16 protein-coding genes and 2 pseudogenes are annotated in these 17,291 nt (G+C 63.5%); 7 read left to right on the forward strand and 11 right to left on the reverse strand.

Annotated elements, in window-relative coordinates:
- Nucleotides 1–10 precede the first annotated feature (10 nt).
- A complete protein-coding gene (gene ubiA, locus ACWGS9_RS08395; RefSeq protein WP_454504959.1) occupies nucleotides 11–994 on the forward strand; it encodes a 4-hydroxybenzoate octaprenyltransferase in 984 nt (327 codons plus the stop codon).
- A gap of 209 nt (nucleotides 995–1,203) precedes the next feature.
- On the opposite strand, the gene ACWGS9_RS08400 is transcribed toward ubiA, so the two are convergent.
- The 3 genes from ACWGS9_RS08400 to ACWGS9_RS08410 form a co-directional block, all read right to left on the reverse strand.
- The gene (locus ACWGS9_RS08400; protein WP_454504802.1) at nucleotides 1,204–1,770 is read right to left on the reverse strand and encodes a DUF6101 family protein; all 567 of its coding nucleotides are present in this window, start codon (nucleotides 1,768–1,770) and stop codon (nucleotides 1,204–1,206) included.
- Between the two features lie 185 nt (nucleotides 1,771–1,955).
- A complete protein-coding gene (locus ACWGS9_RS08405; RefSeq protein WP_454504803.1) occupies nucleotides 1,956–3,389 on the reverse strand; it encodes an FAD-binding oxidoreductase in 1,434 nt (477 codons plus the stop codon).
- 79 nt (nucleotides 3,390–3,468) lie between these two features.
- Entirely contained in the window at nucleotides 3,469–4,431 is a 963-nt protein-coding gene (locus ACWGS9_RS08410; RefSeq protein ID WP_454504804.1) for an L-threonylcarbamoyladenylate synthase, read from the reverse strand.
- 173 nt (nucleotides 4,432–4,604) lie between these two features.
- On the opposite strand from ACWGS9_RS08410, the gene ACWGS9_RS08415 reads away from it, so the two are divergent.
- Nucleotides 4,605–5,111: a hypothetical protein gene (locus tag ACWGS9_RS08415; protein WP_454504805.1), complete on the forward strand. Its 507-nt coding sequence runs from the start codon at nucleotides 4,605–4,607 to the stop codon at nucleotides 5,109–5,111.
- Between the two features lie 247 nt (nucleotides 5,112–5,358).
- Nucleotides 5,359–5,748 (forward strand): hypothetical protein, encoded by a 390-nt coding sequence (locus ACWGS9_RS08420; protein ID WP_454504806.1) that lies wholly within the window; start codon nucleotides 5,359–5,361, stop codon nucleotides 5,746–5,748.
- A 154-nt stretch (nucleotides 5,749–5,902) separates the two neighbouring features.
- Here ACWGS9_RS08420 and ACWGS9_RS08425 read toward each other — a convergent pair whose 3' ends face one another.
- Entirely contained in the window at nucleotides 5,903–6,220 is a 318-nt protein-coding gene (locus ACWGS9_RS08425; RefSeq protein ID WP_454504807.1) for an ATPase, read from the reverse strand.
- A 163-nt stretch (nucleotides 6,221–6,383) separates the two neighbouring features.
- Nucleotides 6,384–8,552 (reverse strand): glycine--tRNA ligase subunit beta, encoded by a 2,169-nt coding sequence (glyS, locus tag ACWGS9_RS08430; RefSeq protein ID WP_454504808.1) that lies wholly within the window; start codon nucleotides 8,550–8,552, stop codon nucleotides 6,384–6,386.
- Nucleotides 8,553–8,804: 252 nt separating this feature from the next.
- On the opposite strand from glyS, the gene ACWGS9_RS08435 reads away from it, so the two are divergent.
- Nucleotides 8,805–8,987: a hypothetical protein gene (locus ACWGS9_RS08435; RefSeq protein WP_454504809.1), complete on the forward strand. Its 183-nt coding sequence runs from the start codon at nucleotides 8,805–8,807 to the stop codon at nucleotides 8,985–8,987.
- Here ACWGS9_RS08435 and ACWGS9_RS08440 read toward each other — a convergent pair.
- The gene (locus tag ACWGS9_RS08440) at nucleotides 8,984–9,907 is read right to left on the reverse strand and encodes a glycine--tRNA ligase subunit alpha (RefSeq protein ID WP_454504960.1); all 924 of its coding nucleotides are present in this window, start codon (nucleotides 9,905–9,907) and stop codon (nucleotides 8,984–8,986) included. The two genes, ACWGS9_RS08435 and ACWGS9_RS08440, sit on opposite strands and share 4 nt — an antisense overlap.
- A gap of 192 nt (nucleotides 9,908–10,099) precedes the next feature.
- Between ACWGS9_RS08440 and ACWGS9_RS08445 the strand changes: the two are divergent.
- Nucleotides 10,100–10,558: pseudogene (locus tag ACWGS9_RS08445) on the forward strand (GNAT family N-acetyltransferase); the annotation flags it as partial.
- Nucleotides 10,559–10,937: 379 nt separating this feature from the next.
- Here ACWGS9_RS08445 and ACWGS9_RS08450 read toward each other — a convergent pair.
- From ACWGS9_RS08450 to ACWGS9_RS08470, 5 genes and pseudogenes are all read right to left on the reverse strand, one after another.
- Nucleotides 10,938–12,713: a tetratricopeptide repeat protein gene (locus ACWGS9_RS08450; protein ID WP_454504810.1), complete on the reverse strand. Its 1,776-nt coding sequence runs from the start codon at nucleotides 12,711–12,713 to the stop codon at nucleotides 10,938–10,940.
- A gap of 234 nt (nucleotides 12,714–12,947) precedes the next feature.
- Entirely contained in the window at nucleotides 12,948–13,388 is a 441-nt protein-coding gene (locus ACWGS9_RS08455; protein ID WP_454504811.1) for a DUF1284 domain-containing protein, read from the reverse strand.
- Nucleotides 13,389–13,391: 3 nt separating this feature from the next.
- Nucleotides 13,392–13,982, reverse strand: a complete 591-nt coding sequence (locus tag ACWGS9_RS08460) for a biotin transporter BioY (protein WP_454504812.1) — start codon at nucleotides 13,980–13,982, stop codon at nucleotides 13,392–13,394.
- A gap of 133 nt (nucleotides 13,983–14,115) precedes the next feature.
- Nucleotides 14,116–14,781, reverse strand: a complete 666-nt coding sequence (locus tag ACWGS9_RS08465; RefSeq protein WP_320211940.1) for a GntR family transcriptional regulator — start codon at nucleotides 14,779–14,781, stop codon at nucleotides 14,116–14,118.
- Nucleotides 14,782–14,888: 107 nt separating this feature from the next.
- Nucleotides 14,889–15,023: pseudogene (locus ACWGS9_RS08470) on the reverse strand (polyprenyl synthetase family protein); the annotation flags it as partial.
- 258 nt (nucleotides 15,024–15,281) lie between these two features.
- Here ACWGS9_RS08470 and ACWGS9_RS08475 point away from each other — a divergent pair.
- Together ACWGS9_RS08475 and ACWGS9_RS08480 are read left to right on the forward strand one after the other, a co-directional pair.
- The gene (locus ACWGS9_RS08475; RefSeq protein ID WP_454504813.1) at nucleotides 15,282–16,376 is read left to right on the forward strand and encodes a helix-turn-helix transcriptional regulator; all 1,095 of its coding nucleotides are present in this window, start codon (nucleotides 15,282–15,284) and stop codon (nucleotides 16,374–16,376) included.
- Nucleotides 16,377–17,039: 663 nt separating this feature from the next.
- Nucleotides 17,040–17,243 carry a hypothetical protein gene (locus ACWGS9_RS08480; RefSeq protein WP_454504814.1) on the forward strand — a complete coding sequence of 68 codons (204 nt, stop codon included), beginning with the start codon at nucleotides 17,040–17,042 and terminating at the stop codon, nucleotides 17,241–17,243.
- The last annotated feature ends 48 nt before the right edge of the window (nucleotides 17,244–17,291 follow it).

Below are 17,291 nucleotides of genomic sequence, written 5' to 3' on the forward strand. Positions count from 1 at the left end.
CTCCAGCGTGATGAAAACCGTCCAGTCGAAAGCGATCCAAGGCCGTGTCGCCGATGCGCCGAGCGGGCATTGGGTCTACCGGATGCTGCCGCGCTGGCTATGGCCCTATGCGCAGCTGGCGCGCTGGGACCGGCCGATCGGCTGGCAGCTGCTGTTGTGGCCCTGCTGGTGGTCGGCAGCCCTTGCCGCGGGCGCCTATCCGCGCCCTACCGACCCGCTGCTGACGCTTTTGCCGGCGCCCTGGTATCTGCTGCTGTTCTTCATCGGCGCCGTCGCCATGCGCGGCGCCGGCTGCACCTATAACGACCTTGCCGACGAGAACATCGACAACCAGGTCGAGCGCACCCGCTCGCGGCCACTGCCGGCGGGCAAGGTGACACGCCGCCAGGCCTGGACATTCGTCATCATCCAGGCGCTCGTCGGACTTGCGGTGCTGCTGCAGTTCAACAGCTTCGCCATTCCGCTCGGCATCGCCTCGCTGGCGATCGTCGCCGTCTACCCGTTCATGAAGCGCATCACCAACTGGCCGCAATTGGTGCTTGGGCTGGCCTTCTCCTGGGGCGCGCTGATGGGCTGGGCGGTCGAGTTCGGCGACCTCGATGACCCAGCCATCATGCTCTATATCGGCTCGATCCTGTGGGTGATCGGCTACGACACGATCTATGCGCATCAGGACAAGGAAGACGACGCCATCGTCGGCGTGCGCTCGACGGCGCGGCTGTTCGGCGACAACACCAAGGTCTGGCTCACCGGGCTCTATGGCGGCGCGCTGGTCTGCTTCGCCATTGCGTTTGCTTCAGCGCAGGCGCCCGTGGTGGCGCTGGCCGGGCTGATCGCCGCCGGCGCGCATATGGCGCGGCAGATCATCCGGCTCGACATCGACAATCCTGATCAGTGCCTCAAACTGTTCAAGTCGAACAACCAGGTCGGCTGGCTGATCTTCCTCGGCCTGATCGGCGGCTCGGTCTGGATATGGCTGAAGCCGCTGGTGTAGTTCTCCCTTCTCCCCGTTCTACGGGGAGAAGGTGGCGGCAGCCGGATGAGGGGCGGCGCCAGCCTTGGAGGCAAGGTGAAATTTGCAGCGGCAATATAGCGTCGATTTTTTAGATGGCCAAGACAGCGGGGGGTCGGCGCCGCCCCTCATCGCCCTGCCGGGCACTTCTCCCCGTATAGTGACGGGGAGAAGGGGGCTGTCATCGACGGCTACTCCCGCGCAATAATCTCATGGCCGTCGATGACGAGCCGCAGCCCAAGGTTGCCGGCCTTGCGGCGGGCCAGGAAGCGCGGCCGGCGCATGTTGGAGACACGGCCCTTGCGACGCTCCTGCGGCGGCAGCGCCTTGATGGCGGCACCAAGGGATTCCTCCAGCGTGCGGGCAATGCCGTCGGCTTCGATCAGGAGCATCGGCAGGCGGTAGGCATCGGCCCAGGCGCGCCAGTCGGCGGCGACGTCGTCAAGGTCGTCGGCGACCAGAAGCGGCACCGACAGCATCGGATCATTGTGCAGCAGCTCCAACGTCACCGTCACGTTGCCGTCCGGATCCTCCATGGCGCGCGCGGCGACGCCGCGGAACGCATTGGGGGGCAGCGCGATGATCGCCGGCACGCCGCTCATCTCCAGCATGCGGCGGATAACGGCGCCACGCTGGTCGATGGTGAAGGTGACATCGCCGTAATCGTCGCGGGTGGCATAGCTCACCATCTGCGGCAGGCGAAACGGATCGAGGCGCATGTTGCGCCCGGCCCAGACTGGCTTCAATCCAGTGTTCATCGAATGTCTTCCCTGTTACTCCTGAGGGCCGTTTTCCGGTTCTCTCAGGGCCGGTTTTTCCGGCCTCGTTATGGGAAGAAACATTAGCGCTCGCTTCTTACCGGCGCGCTTAAGAAAGTCGGTTAAATTTTGCTGATCGCAGCGATGGTTATCGGAATGCGACCGGCCAGCAGCTATGGGAAGGATCAGATAACCTTACCGGGATTCATGATGCCGGCGGGATCGAAGGCCGCCTTCACGCGACGCATCAGGTCGATCGCCATCGGCGGCGCCGTGGCGATCAGCTCGTCGCGCTTCAACTGGCCGATGCCATGCTCGGCCGAGATCGAGCCATGGAAGGAGCGCACGACATCGTGCACCGCCTTGTTCATTGGATGGTAGAGCTCGAGGAACGCCTCGTCCTGCCAATCGACGGGGCGTGAGATGTTATAGTGGAGATTGCCGTCGCCCATATGGCCGAAGCAGACCACGCGCGCGCCGGGGCAGACGGTTTCGACGACGCCGGCCGCCTTTTCGATGAACTGCGGGATCGAGGCGATGGGCACCGAGATGTCGTGCTTGATCGAAGCGCCCTCCGGTTTCTGGCATTCGGGCAGCGTCTCGCGGAAATTCCAGAACGCGTCGCCCTGGGCAAGGCTTACCGAGACGACCGCGTCGCCGACGATGCCTTGCTCGAGGCCGGCCGAAAGAATCTCTTCGATCAGCGCCTTGCCGTCCTCTTCGGAACGGCCGGAAGAAATCTGCATCAAGACATACCATGGCCAGTCGTCGGCCAGCGGCCGCGTGATGCCTTGACCATGCTTCAGCGTGAAGTCGTAAGGCCTTTTCGCGATCAGCTCGAAGGCGGTGAGCGACGCGCCGGCGCGGTCCATCGCCAGGGTGAACAGGCAAAGCGCGTCTTTCGGGGACGACGGCAGGCCGGCAAAGGCCACCTCCCTGCCCTTCGGCTTGGGGAACAGTTTCAGCACCGCGGCGGTGATGACGCCGAGCGTGCCTTCCGCGCCGACGAAGAGGTTCTTCAGATCGTAACCGGTGTTGTCCTTCTTCAGCTTGCGCAGGTCGTCGAACACCTCGCCGGTCGGCAGCACGACCTCGACGCCAAGGCAGAGTTCGCGCGCATTGCCATAGGCGAGCACGCCGGTGCCGCCGGCATTGGAGGAGAGGTTGCCGCCGATCTGGCAGGACCCTTGAGCGGCGAGCGAGAGCGGAAACAGCCGGTCCGCGGCATCGGCCGCTTCCTGCAGCGTCTGCAGGATGACGCCGGCCTCGACCGTCACCGTATTCGACAAGACATCGATCTCGCGGATGCGGTTCAGCCGCGACAGCGACAGCACGATGTCGTGGCCGGATTTGTCCGGCACCTGGGCGCCGACCAGCCCGGTGTTGCCGCTTTGCGGCACGATCGGCGTTCCGGTCTCGGTCGCCAGCCGCATGATGCGGCTCACCTCCTCGACGCTGCCTGGCCTGAGCACCAACGATGTCCGGCCGTGCCAAAGGCCACGCCGCTCGGTGATGTAAGGCGTAATATCGGCCTGATCGCGCAGCGCGTATTTGTCGCCGACGATTGCCGCGAAACGGTCGATGACGGCGGGATCGAGATCGAAGGGCTGGTCGTTCATGAGCCAGAGCCTAGAGCAATTCCAGGAAAAGTGTGAAGCGGTTTTCCGTCCGGAATTGCCTCAAAACAAAGAGATAGGCTCAGGCGATCTTGTCACGCGGGGCGGCAGCGCGGGCGAGCCGATCGTTGATCGCTTCGCCCAGTCCTGCGAACGGGATCGGCTCGACGGCGATGGTCGAGGCGCCGCTGCGGTCGAGCGCCTGCATGTAAGCGAAGAGATTGCTGGCCGCTTCGCGCAGGTCGGCCGTCTCGGAGAGGTTGCGCATCGCAACGGCCTGTTCCCAGCCGTTGGCGCGGTTGCGGCCGAAGGCAAGCAAGGCCTCGCCCTCGGCAAGGTTCTCGACGTTCAGCCGCATCGCGGCGCCCGGCGCGTAATGCGAGGCAAGCATGCCCGGTGCCTCGATGCCGCTGGCGCCGCGCGACAGTTTCGCACCGGCCACCGCCTCGATCTCTTCGGCGCCGATGCCGCCGGGCCGCAGCAGCCGCAGCTTGCCATGCTCGACCTTGAGAATAGTCGATTCCAGCCCGACAGGCGTCGCGCCGCCATCGACGACCAGCCTGATCCTGTCGCCGAGATCGGCGGCGACCGCGCCTGCCGTCGTGCCGCTGATCCTGCCTGACGAATTGGCGCTGGGGGCGGCGAGCGGCCGGCCGAGCCGCGCGATCAATTGACCGCCGAACCCGCGCGGCATGCGCAGCGCGATGGTGTCCAGCCCCGCGGTGACCAGCGGATGAATGCCGTTGTCGGCACGTTGCGGCAGCACCAGCGTCAGCGGGCCGGGCCAGAAGGCCTCGGCGAACTTTGCCGACAGGGGATCGAAGCTGGCGATGCGGTCCGCCATAGCGCGATCGGCGACATGGGCGATCAGCGGGTTGAAGCGCGGCCGGCCCTTGGCCTCGAAAATGCGCGCCACGGCAACGCCGTTGGTGGCATCGCCAGCCAGGCCGTAAACCGTCTCGGTCGGGATGGCGACGACGTCGCCGCCTTCGAGCAACGCCAAAGCCTGCTCCATAGCCTCGCCGACCGCCAGTATCTCAGCCAAATCCGCCACCAGTCTTGAACATGCCGGTCCCGTAATACGGCTGCTTCCATCGGGCAAGTGCGGGCATTGGCGATTTATCAATCCCTAAAATGTTAAGTTTCCGCGCAAGCCGGCTTCAATTCGCCGGCCTTAAGGTGCGGGTTGGTGTGGTTGCGGGCTGGGGAGTTCTTGTGATGCGTTTGCTTGGAGCGTTCGGTATCAGCCTTTTGGCGATGAACGGCGCGGCATATGCCTCGTCGATCGTGGTGCTTGGCGTCTCGACCTCGACGCCTTCGGTCATCAGGCTGAACGCGATCGAACCGGCATTGCTTTCCGCTGTCTCGACGCCATCGATGATAGCGCTGGGCGATCCAATGCCCGCCGTCACCGACGAAGAGGTCGCGGCAATTCCCGAAAAGTCCCGGAACCAGCAGGCCCCGATGATCATTCGCGGCGGTATTGTAGGCGGCGCTTTCGCAACGCCAGCGGCGACCGCGTCGGCCAAGCCCAAGACACCCGCAGGCGCCGCGCCGGCAAACGGCAAGTCGCCGGCAACGCCCGCCAACGGCACCGCCTCCGCCTCGAAGGGCAACAAAACCGGCGGCCAACCGGCCGCGACAGCCAATGCGTCCGGCGGCGCGCGGCAACAGGCGCAGCCGCAAAATACCACGCAATTGCCGCGCGTCGGCAAGGCGATGTAGATCACACTGGGTCCCGCGTCGACGTGCTAGGGGCTTGGCTGTTTGTTTGGACGCAATTCCGGACGGAAGGCTACGGCGAAGTCGCCGAGCCTGACCGTTTCACGCTTTTCCTGGAATTGCTCTAGTTTTAACGCAATTCCGGACGGAAAACCGTTTCACACTTTTCCTGGAATTGCTCCAGCAGCCCTGTCCGATTTCCGTCATCCGGATCGGGCACGATTGTGCTGGTATTTCAAAAGAGGGGTTCATGACTGTTTCGAAAGCAATAGCCGTTGCCGGACTAATGGCGGCAACAGCGCTGGGTGCCGGTACGGCGCAGGCCGACGATATGCTCGGTTCTTACACGGCCCGTATTTCCGATCGTGATCATCGCGCCAGCGACGGCTATCCGCTGAGCAGCGCGGCGCAGATGGTGCGGCAGGACCGCGCCAACTGGCACAAGTTCCACCGGCGCGACAGCGATGACCAGGGCGACGAATGGTTCCGCAGCGATGGTTCGCGCGCCGACCTGCAGCGCATGCTGGAGCGCGGCGGCGCCATGAGCAGCGCGACCCGGCGCGCCATCGTCAATGGCGAACCGCTGGTCGAGGTCGATGTCTATCCCGACAGCGTGCGGGTCAGCATAGTGGAAGACTGACAAAGTCAGCTTCTCGAAGACTGGCAAAGTCAGCTTCTCGAAGATTGACCAGTCAGTTTCCTGGAAGATTGGCAAAGTCAATTTCCTGGAAGACTGACGAAAAAGGGCGACGCATATCGCGCCGCCCTTCGTTTTTCAGACGATAAGAAACGGCTCAGGCCGCCTCTTCCTTGTCGTCATCGTCCTTGTCGTCATCGTCGGATTCATCTTCGTCGTCGCCGTCTTCGTCATCACCATCCTCGTCATCCGACTCGGCCGACGCAGAGGCTTCCTTGTCGGCGCCTTCGTCATCCTCGTCGTCGCTGTCTTCGTCGTCGCCGTCCTCGCCTTCTTCCTCGTCATCTTCGGACGGATCAACGGCTTCGACCGCCGCGGCGGCGGCGTGGTCGAGGACGTTTTCGGAAGCGGATTCGGTGGCCTCGGCGGCGGCCGGGGTTTCTTCAATCAAGTCGAGATCGTCAACGGAATTCATGGCATGCCTCCGTGGTTTGGGAACGCATTGTTGTCCCACGCGGAGGTCATCGTCATATGACTGTAAGCCGGCTCCGGCCCATTAAATTTCGGGCGCCAAATTGTCGAAGGCTGCCAGCATCCTAGCGGATCCGAGCATGCAGGACGCGCGATTTTTCGAACCGTCAGCCGACGATTTTTGAAAAATCGGCGACCTGGTCGGTGGCGGCGCGGATGCGGGCAAGCAGCGCCAGACGGTTGGCGCGCACGGCCTGGTCCTCATCATTCACGAGAACACGCTCAAAGAATGAATCAACCGGTTCGCGCAGCACACTAAGCGCCAGCATGGCGGCGGAAAAATCTTCGTTTTGAATTGCTTGGCCGGCTTCCTTCTCGGCCTGATTCACCGCGGCAAACAGCTTCTTTTCCGCTTCCTCGCGGAACAATGCCGGCTCAACGGTTTCAGCAATAGCCGTTTTCTTCTTCTCCTCGGCGGCCAGGATGTTGGCGGCGCGCTTGGTGCCGGCGAGGAGGTTCTTGCCCCCGTCGGTGTCGAGCAACGAACCCAGCGCCTCGACGCGGCTGACGATCTGCAGGAGGTCGTCGGACTGCGGCGTGATGACGGCGTCGATCAGGTCGTATCGCGCGCCCTGGTCGCGCAGGTAGACTTTCAGGCGGTCGTGGAAGAAGGCGAGGAGGTCGGATGACTGATCCGCGCCGCCTTTGAAGCTTGCAAAGGCCTTGGCGAAAACCGACGTCAGCGCCACACGAATCCGGTTCTCAATGAGAATCCTGATCACGCCAAGCGCAGCCCTTCTGAGAGCGAACGGGTCCTTGCTGCCGGTCGGCTTTTCGTCGATCGCCCAGAAGCCGGTAAGCGTGTCGAGCTTGTCGGCGAGCGCGACGGCAACCGATACCGGATCGGTCGGCACGCGGTCGGATGGGCCTTGCGGCTTGTAGTGCTCCTCGGCGGCCGCCGCGACCGACGCATGCTCGCCCTGCAACAGCGCGTATTTGCGGCCCATGGCGCCCTGCAATTCCGGAAACTCGCCGACCACCTCGGTCTGCAGATCGGCCTTGGCGAGCACCGATGCGCGGGCGACAAGCGCGGGATCGGCGCCGACGACCGGCGCCAGTTCCTCAGCCAACCGCTTGATGCGCTCCACGCGCTGCCCTTGCGTGCCCAGCTTGGCATGGAAGGTGACGTTGAGATGATCAAGGCGTGCCATGCGCTGATCGAGCGGCTTGTTCAAATCCAGGTCGAACTTCACCGCCGATTCCGCGAGCTGGTCGAGGTCCGGCAGGTCGCCCTGGTCGGTCCGCCAGAAATACAGCGCATCGGACAGGCGCGCACGCACCACCTTGCCGTTGCCGTAGGCGATTTCCTTGCCGCCATCCTTCGCTTCGATGTTGGCGATCAGGATAAAGCGGTTCGAGAGCTGGGCGGTCTCCCCCCTTGAAGGGGAGATTGGGCGCGACGTCACGAAGCATTTCTGGTTGGCGCGGATGGTGAGGCGGATCACCTCGCCCGGGATGGTGAGGAAATCCTGTTCGAATTCGCCCATCAGCACGACCGGCCATTCGACCAGGCCGGAGACTTCCTCCAGCAGCCCCCCGTCCTCGACCAGGTCGAGGCCGTTGGCGAAGGCGATGTTGCGGGCATCGGCCAGGATGATCTCCTTGCGCCGGTCGGCATCGAGCACGACCTTGGCCACGTCCAGCTTGCTTACATAATCGTCGAAGCGGCGCACGGTGATCGCGCCCGGCGCGTGGAAGCGGTGGCCATAGGTGACGTTGCCGGAGCGAATGCCGTCGATCTCGAAATCGACCACCACCGGCTCCTCGGTCTCCGGGCCGAAGGTGCAGACGATCGACTGCAGCGGCCGCACCCAGCGCAGCGAGCCGGGCTTGGCGGAAGCCGGCCCCCAGCGCATCGATTTCGGCCAGGGGAAGTTTCTGATGATGCCCGGCACCAGCTCGGCGATGATCTCTTCGGCCGCCCTGCCCGGCTTTGAGATGTGGGCGACGTAGAAGTCGCCCTTCTTCGGGTCGGAATGGACATGCGCCTCGGCGATCGATGAAAGCCCGGCCTTGCGCAGGAAGCCCTGCACGGCCTGCTTGGGCGCCGCGGTCGAGGGACCCTTGATCTCCTCGCGGATGTCTTTCGAGCGCGCGGTCAAGCCCCGGATGTCGAGCGCCAGGCGCCGCGGCGTCCAATATTCGCGCGCCGCCTCATAGGTCAGACCCGCCTCGACCAGACCGTCGGTCAGCATCTTCCTGAGGTCGCCGGCAGCCTTGCGCTGCATGCGGGCGGGAATTTCCTCGGAGCGAAGTTCTAAGAGCAGGTCAGGCATCAGGGCTCCTCACCCTCCCCTCGATGGGGAGGGTCGGCGCGCAGCGCCGGTGTCACGAATGGGCGGGAAATAGCAACTCGGCTGGCCGCTGTCACCCCGCAAGCAGAGCGCCTCGTCGATCGATTTCGCGGAATCTTTCGACCGCTGTCGGGACGAAGCGAACCCGCCCGTCCTTGAAGCAGAACTTCCCATGAACCGAACGCTGCGCTGAAGCGACAAACGCTCAGGCAAAGAACTATTGGCTGAACGACGATGAAGACGGCATCGAGAACCCTGCAGATCCTGGCGCTCAGCGCCTGCTTCGCCGCCCAGGCGCATGGCACGATCATGATGCCGGGGGTCAGGCAGGCCATGCGCACGATCGATGGCGCAACAGCGCAGATCGTGTTGCCGGTCACCGCCGCCACTGAGACCGTGAAAGCCTTATCGGCTTAAGCCGCCGCCAGTCCACCCGCCCGCGTTTTCAGGAACGCCTCGCCGCACGCCTTGGCCAGATTGCGTACCCGCAGGATGTAACTCTGGCGCTCGGTGACCGAGATCACGCCGCGCGCGTCGAGCAGGTTGAAGACATGGCTTGCCTTGATGCACTGATCGTAGGCCGGAAAGACCATCCGGTGCATGGCCAGATTGACGCTCGGCTTGGGCGTGCCGGCATCGAGCAGCGCCTTGCACTCGGCCTCGGCGTCCTCGAAATGCCTGAGCAGCATCGAAGTGTTGGCGAATTCGAAATTGTGGCGCGAATATTCCTGCTCGGCCTGCAGGAAGACATCGCCATAGGTGACCTTTTCCGAACCCTCGCGGCCGTTGAAGTTCAGGTCGTAGACATTGTCGACGCCCTGCACATACATGGCGAGCCGCTCCAGACCATAGGTCAACTCGCCCGCCACCGGCGCGCATTCGATGCCGCAGACCTGCTGGAAATAAGTGAACTGCGAGACTTCCATGCCATCGCACCAGCACTCCCAGCCAAGCCCCCAGGCGCCAAGCGTCGGGCTTTCCCAGTCGTCCTCGACGAAGCGAATGTCGTGCAGCAGCGGATCGACGCCGATTGCCTCGAGCGAGCCGAGATAGAGCTCCTGCAGGTTCGGCGGATTGGGCTTCAGGATCACCTGATACTGGTAATAATGCTGCAGGCGGTTCGGGTTTTCGCCGTAGCGGCCGTCCTTCGGCCGGCGCGAGGGCTGGACGTAAGCGGCGTTCCAACGCAAGGGGCCTAGCGCGCGCAATGTGGTCGCCGGATGGAAGGTGCCGGCGCCGACTTCCATGTCGTAGGGTTGCAGGATGAGGCAACCATAATTCGCCCAGTAATTGTGCAAGGTCAGGATCAGCCCCTGGAAGGAGCGGCTGGGATGCATATGGGCGGGAATCTCGATGGTCACGGCGGCCTCGGAAAGCACGGAACGACGCTTCCCTAGTTGCCGGGCCGCCGAGCGTCAAGGCAGTGTCCCACATCCAACGAGGTTGAACGCTTTGCGGCCGGCTGGCCCATTGCCGGCGGGCGGCGGTGACCCTTTGCTCCGCCAAGCTTCAACAACGAAGGTTCCGTCATGTCCGGTCAACTCACTGTTCGACCCGTCACAAGGCAGGATTGCGAGCAATGGCTGCCGCTCTGGGACGGCTACAACGCGTTTTACGGACGCTCCGGCGCGACGGCGCTTGCCGGCGAGATCACGCAGATGACCTGGTCGCGCTTCTTCGATGCCTACGAGCCGATGCATGCGCTGGTGGCCGAGCGCGAGGGCAAGCTGCTCGGCCTCGTCCATTATCTCTACCATCGCTCGACGACGTCGATCGCGCCGAGCTGTTACTTGCAGGACCTCTTCACGACGCCGGCCGCGCGCGGCCAGGGCGTCGGCCGGGCGTTGATCGAAGGCGTCTATGACCGCGCTGGCCAAGCGGGCGCGAACCGCGTCTACTGGCTGACACATGAGACGAACCACACCGCCATGCAGCTTTACGACCGCATCGGCGAGAAGTCCGGCTTCGTCGTCTACCGGAAGAGTTTTTTTTTAGTTCCTGGACACAGGGATTTTGAAAAGTCGCCGTTTGTAGACGGGCAAGATTTTTTCCGTGAAATCGGCACAAACGCCGAGGATTGGCTGAAGCCGCCCGAACCTCGTCATTCCAGGGCGGGAGCAGCTGCGAAGCGGCGTCGCGAAGACCCTGGAATCCATTCCGTGACCTTGATCGAAGGGCGCAGCGGAACAGAATTCTGCACCGTTGCAACGCGTTAACGTCACGGCATGATTCTATGGTCTGCGCCGCGTCGCTTCGCTCCTTGCTCCGCCATAGAATGACGATCGCAACGGGCGTTTCGGCTAAGACACAAGGCTGAACAAAAACGGGGCTCAAAGAGCCCCGTTTCCTCGAATGTTACCGCAGGACTCAGCCTTTCGGGACAGGCGCCGGCTCCGGCTTCATCTTCGGGGTTTCCTGCGCGGTGTTGGATTCGATCGGCGGCAGGCCCTTGAGCAGCTTCTGCTGCAGGGTTGCAAGCACGTCCGGATCGGGCTTCAGGTCGCGCGCCTGGGTCCACTGATAGGTGGCCTCGAGCTTGCGGCCGACGCGCCAGTAGGCATCGCCGAGATGGTCGTTGAGGACCGGATCCTCCGGCTTCAGCGAGACGGCGCGCTCCATCTCCCGCACGGCGTCGTCGAAGCGGCCCATGCGGAAGTAAGCCCAGCCCAGCGAATCGACGATGTAGCCGTCGTTCGGCCGCAAATCCACGGCCTTCTGGATCATCGCCAGGCCTTCCTTGAGGTTCATGTTCATGTCGACCCAGGAATAGCCGAGATAGTTCATGACCTGCGGTTGATCGGGCTGCAGCTCCAGCGCCTTGCGGAAATTGGGTTCCGCCTTCGGCCATTCCTTCAGCCGCTCATAGGCGATGCCGCGCTGGTAGAAGATGTTCCAGTTGGCGGCGGTCGGCGTCTTCAGCTGCTCGGCGGCCTTGTCATAGAGATTGGCGGCCGAGCGGAAATCTTCCTTCGAGCCATAGACGCCGCCAAGCGCCAGATAGGCGCGCATGTCATCCGGATGCTTTTCGAGATAGGCCTTGAGGTGGGAAATCGCCTCGTCATGCTTGTCGAGATCGGCAAGGTTGAGGCCGATCTGCAGGTCGGAGAGCTCCTTCAGCGGCGAGGAAGCCGGAATGCGGCGGTAGAGCGCGACAGCGCCTTCGCCGTCCTTCAGCTGCTCGGCAACGGCGGCAAGCTGCACAAGTGCGGCATCGCTGTCCGGCTTCAGCGCCAGCGCATATTGGAGGTAAAGCCGCACGAATGGCTCGCCGCCGCCACGGTTGAGCGCCGTGGCAAGGTCGAGCAGGATTTCGGACGCTCCGTCGGCCGGGCCGGCGACGAGCGGCTCGATCTTGTCGCCCTTGCTGATGCGGTCGCGCAGCGTGGTGATTTCGAGCTTGCCCGGCGCGAAGGCTTCGGCCTGGTTCAACACCGCCAGCGCCTTCGACTTGTCGCCCTTGCGGGCGAGGAACGAGGCATAGGCCTGGGCATTGCGCATCCAGGTTTCGGGCGCGGAGCCGCCGGCCGTGGTATCGGCCATGGTGGCGGCATAGATCTCATCGGCCTTGTCGTTCAGGCCGGCGGCGTCGGCGATCAGCGCGCGGTGGAAGGATTTGAACAGGCCGAACCAATCCGGGCCCTTGAGCTTGTCGATGGAATCCATAGCCTCGGACGCGTTGCCGGCGCCCTTCTTGGCCCAGCCGTCCATGACGCCGGAGAGCAGCCGATCGAGATCGGATTCGAGCGAGAGCTTCAACCAGTACTGCGCCTTGGCGTAGTCCTTCTTGTGGAAGGAATCGATCGCCAGAGCCAGGCGCGAGAAGCGCTCGACATCGGGCACTTCCTTCAGCTTGTCGGCATAGACCAGCGATTCCTCGAAACGGCCTTGCCCGACCAGCGCCAGCATCAGGCTCTGCTGCAGTTCATTGTTGTCCGGCGCGAAGGCCAGGGCCTGCTTGTAATAGGCGATCGCGTCGTCGAGGTCGTTGTCGCTTTCGGCGATATGGGCAGCAAGATAGGCGCCCGAGAAAGACGTGATCTGGAGCGGTTGGGCTTCCTCCTTGGCCTGGACCGGCAGCACCCAAAGCGCCACACCGGTGAAAAATGCCAGCCTCGTCAGCCAGCGCGCACGTCCTTGCCGCATCGTATCCCTTTCAGCCAGACGCGATCCCGCCCTTGGCAGGCCGCCCTTAGACTCGAACTTTTCCCGACAAAGCATGGCCTTTTTGGGGTCAGGCTTCAATCCGGAAGCGAATCACAATCCAATCATCGCGCTTAACAAACGATGGCGAGCACAGAAAATATGCGGATTGGCGGCTGAATTTCGACAGATGCGGGGATAAGCGGGTTGTTTCGCACAGTTCCAGACGGAAAACCGCTAGGCACTTTTCCTGGAATTGCTCTGAAGGCGCGTTCCGCGAAAGCCGCCAGCCGCGACTGAGCCGCACAGCTCAAACCACTCACAGCCTGGACAGGCTTTGCGCGTCAGGCCGGAAGAAAACGCCTGGCGCATCCGCGCCAGGGTTGAGGCATCCAGTTCAAGCCGGGCACCGACCAGGAGCGGCCGGCCCAGAAGGTCGGCGACATCGCATGCCGCAACTTCGTCGCGCGCGGCAGCGCTCTCGCCCAGGCAATGCGGGTCCGACTCATCCAGCAGCGGGGCGCAGATATCGTCCGGACCGCGAACGATCAGGACATCCTCGCCCCCAGCCAGGCGCTCCACCACCTTGTCATAGTTGGCGGTGAAGGCCGGCGAGTAGCCCTTGCCGACATAGGTCAGCAGGCAAAGCAGATGATGGGCGCGCAGCCTGACGGTCATCTGTTATCGGGGATCGGCCGGCCGGTTGCCCGAAAACAGCTTCAGCGTCGCCGCGCCCAGCGCCGACTTGAGCAGGCCGCCGACGATGAAGGGCATGAAGCCGAAGGTGATGGCCTTCTCGGCGCCGATCATGACGGCAAGCCAGGCCGTGCCGATTACCAGGCAAAGCAGGTTGCCGATAAGCATAGCGGCGAAGGCAAGCATGACGCGGTTGCCGTTCCAGCCGCGTTCAGCCAACCAGCCGACAACGGCGCCGACGACCGGGAAGGCGAAGAGATAGCCGCCGGTCGGGCCGACGAAATGCTGCAGGCCGGCCGCCCCGCCCGCCAGCACCGGAAAACCTGCCGCGCCTTCAACCAGCCAGGCGGCAATGGTGAGCGCGCCGAAGCGCCAGCCGTAGAGAGCGCCGACCAGAGTGACGGCGAAAGTCTGCATGGTCACCGGAACCGGCACCATCGGCACCTCGATATAGGAGGACAGCGCCAGGAACAGCGAGCCGAGGATCACGGCGCCGATCTGCCAGGCGAGCGAACGGCTGTGCAGCCGGAGCGGGCTGAAGGAGGGCTTATAGGTCGAAACGGCTGCGTTGGTCACGGTGTCTTCCCCGGCTGAGTGAAAATTATAGATAATTTCTGCATTCGATCTATTATCGAATCCACATTTTCGCGAGGATGGCAAGGGCTGACCGGGAACAGGCACCGGATTTCGCGTGGAGGTCGAGCCAACATCACCCGACGATGGCGAAGGCGTCGCGGGTCCTGCCGGAGGCGGTCTTGACCGGCTTCTGGCCGATCCATTGCACATGCCGCCCGAGCGTGGCGGCGGCCGATTCGGTGTTGCCTTGCCTGAGCGCGCTGAGGATCGCACGGTGATCCTGGTCGGTGCGGGTTTCCCACTCGGAGCGCCAGGCGGCAAACAGGAAGCGCGCGCTTGCCGCGTGCAGGTCGTCGATGGTCGAGAGCAGGCGCGGCATGTTGCAGGGCGTCAGGATCAGCCGATGGAAGGTGCGGTTGGCTTCTTCCCAGGAGCGCACGTCGCGGGATTTGTCGCCAGCCTTGGTCGCCTCCTCGGCCTGGTCGAGGATCGACGCCGTCAGATGCGGCGCGGCATGGCGCAGCGCCAGCACTTCGAGGGCGGCCCGCATTTCGGCAACCTCCCTGACCTCGCCGAGATCGAACGAGGCGACGCGCACCCCGCGGCGCGGCTCGCTGATCGCCAACCCTTGAGCCTCCAGGCGGCGAAAGGCCTCGCGCACCGGCACGTGGCTGGTGTTGAATTCCTCGGCGACATGGTCCTGACGCAACCGCGAACCAGGCTCGATGGCGCCCGAAATGATGCGGTCCGCCAGCTCCTTGCTGATGCGGACGGCGATCGTGTCTTCGGTGCTGGCCATGTTTTATAGATAATTTGCCGAGCCGCTGTTTGTCGAGACGGCCAAAGCGGGATTCACAAGCGCCCTGCCCGGCGGATGCCAGACAAGCGCCGGGAAGGCCGGCAGGCTCAGTTGACGCGGCTGATGCAGAAATCGATGACGTCGATCAAAGCCGACTTCTGCGGCGTCGCCTCCAGCGGCGCCAGCGCATCGCGGGCGATCTCGCCGAAATGGCGCGCGCGGCCGATCGTGTCGGCGATGGCGGGGCAAATTCAAAATCGGGATCACCCGATTAACAAGCCATGGCCACTGGCAACAATAACTCGCCACTCGCGCCGACGCCACGATCAATTCGATGTCTTCTGGCGACCACGCTGGCAACTGTAGGCCCTCCGCAAGCAGCGTGCACGGACAAGTTCCCTTGTCAACCGCTGCGTGCACGGACAACTTCCGTCATCAACCGATGCGTGGCACGATCTGTCCTGGGAATGTTCTTGTTCGCCGGCCTTCAGGGGATATCGATGCTGCCGCAGGACCATGATGACCTGGATATCGCCGACCATATCTACGAAGCCGCCTTCGTCTGCGAGTTGTGGCCAAGCGCGTTGCACGCAGTGAGCAGGCTGACAAGTTCCGCCGGAGGCGCGATCTTCACTATCAGCGACAACATGCCCGTTCGCGCCATTGGCGAGGCGCATCTCCGGCCCCTGCTCGCCGAATTCGTGGCGGGAGACGCCTGGACGCTCTCACAAAGCGTGCAGCGCGTGTGTGACTCACAGCCGGCAAGCTTCGTGCGCATAGACGATTTCATCACCCTGGCAGAGATAGAGCGGGATCCGGTCTACCGGAGGGCAAGAACCTTCGGTGTCGGATCGCCTGTTTGCACATCGATTGCGACGCCTAGCGGCGAGCTTGTCCTGTTTGTCTTCCAGCGCTGGTTGACGGACGGCGATTACGATCAGGCGGAAGTCGACCGGTTGAACGGGCTGCGCCCGCATCTCGCGCGGGCCGGCCTGCTTGCGGCCCGCCTGGGCATGGAGCGGGCTCGAAGCACCACATCAGCGCTCCGGGAAATCGGACTTCCGGCGGCCGTCTTGACCAAGTCGGGCCGCGTGCTGGCGGCCAACAGCCTTCTGGAAGAGATGGCGAGCGTCTTCCTTCCCGCTGCCCATGGCGGGTTGGCGCTCGGCAACGCCGCGGCAGACGCGCTTTTCCGGCAGGCCATCGCGCAGAACGCCGGCCTAGGCGTGGTGCGATCCATCCCCGTTCCGGCCACTAAGGGACAGCCTGCACTGATCCTGCATGTGCTGCCATTACGCCGCGCGGCGCACGAGATCTTCTCCGGCGCCGATATTCTGGTTGCCGCGACCGCAGTGAGCGCCAGCGCGATCGTACCATCGCCTGCCATCCTTACCGGCCTGTTCGATCTTTCTCCGGCCGAGGCGAGGCTGGCCTCGGCGCTTTCCTCGGGTCGCACGCTCCAGGCGGTCGCTGCGGAAAGCGGCATCACCGTCAAATCCGCTCGTACCTACCTTGACCGCGTCTTTCAAAAGACGGGAACCAATCGACAGGGCCAACTCATCGCCCTGCTGAAGAGCGCCCAGTCGTTTGTGTAATTCGTCGTCCTGGCCACCGCCTTTGCGACAGAACGGCGATTGTTGCGTGACGGCAACATTGGGCTCCGGAACCGGCGCAAAGCCGACGGATCGCGCCTCGATTGTAGGCATTTGCCGACTGTCCGGCCGTCGCGGCGTCACGCATGCTTCCTTCTGACGGAACTCTGCAATCGCAGCCGGCGCGGTTCTGCCGAAAAGGGGGAAAATTGCAATGAAGAGTCGTGCGCTAATAAGCTTAGAATGGGCTTCGGCCGCAGCGAGGCCTTTGGGGGGCGCCATACTTTTCCGCGTGCCCGGGATCGCAGCTGTCATGGCAGTCGCGGCCCTTAGCATGATCTTTGGGCCAAGACCGGCGGCTGCGTTTGTGTGCTCAGATGTAGTCTTTGGTGCAAGTGGCGCTGAAGCATCACTAGGTGGTTTAGCGTGCGGTACTCGTGCCCAAGCCGCGGCATTCTCTACAGCCGTCGGCGTGGGAGCAGTCTCTGATGGAAATTTCAGCGCTGCTTTTGGAACCGATGCACGGGCCGGGGGAATCTCAGGTCCTATCAACTATAACAACGCAGGTACAAAGGCGATCGGCAACCGTGCTGAGGCCGGCGCGGGTGGCCCGAACCAGGCCGGTGCTACTGCGCTTGGCACCTTGGCATCGCGGCCGCCATCGCCATGTCGAATGCGCCGATGCCGTCGGCGCCGGGCCGGACGAGCTGGGCGGCGAATGTCGGCCATTTCAAGGGCGAGACGGCATTCGGCGGATCGCTGACGCACCGGCTCGACCTGTTCGACGATCCCTTCGCGGTCAGCCTCGGCTATTCCTACGGCGGCGGCACCAGCCACGCGCTGCGCTTCGGCCTGCAGGGCGAGTTCTGACCTTCGAAGGCGATGAGGGATGCGGCGGATGCGGTCGAAGCGCAGACT

It is taken from the genome of Mesorhizobium sp. Arg314 (genome assembly GCF_053714275.1).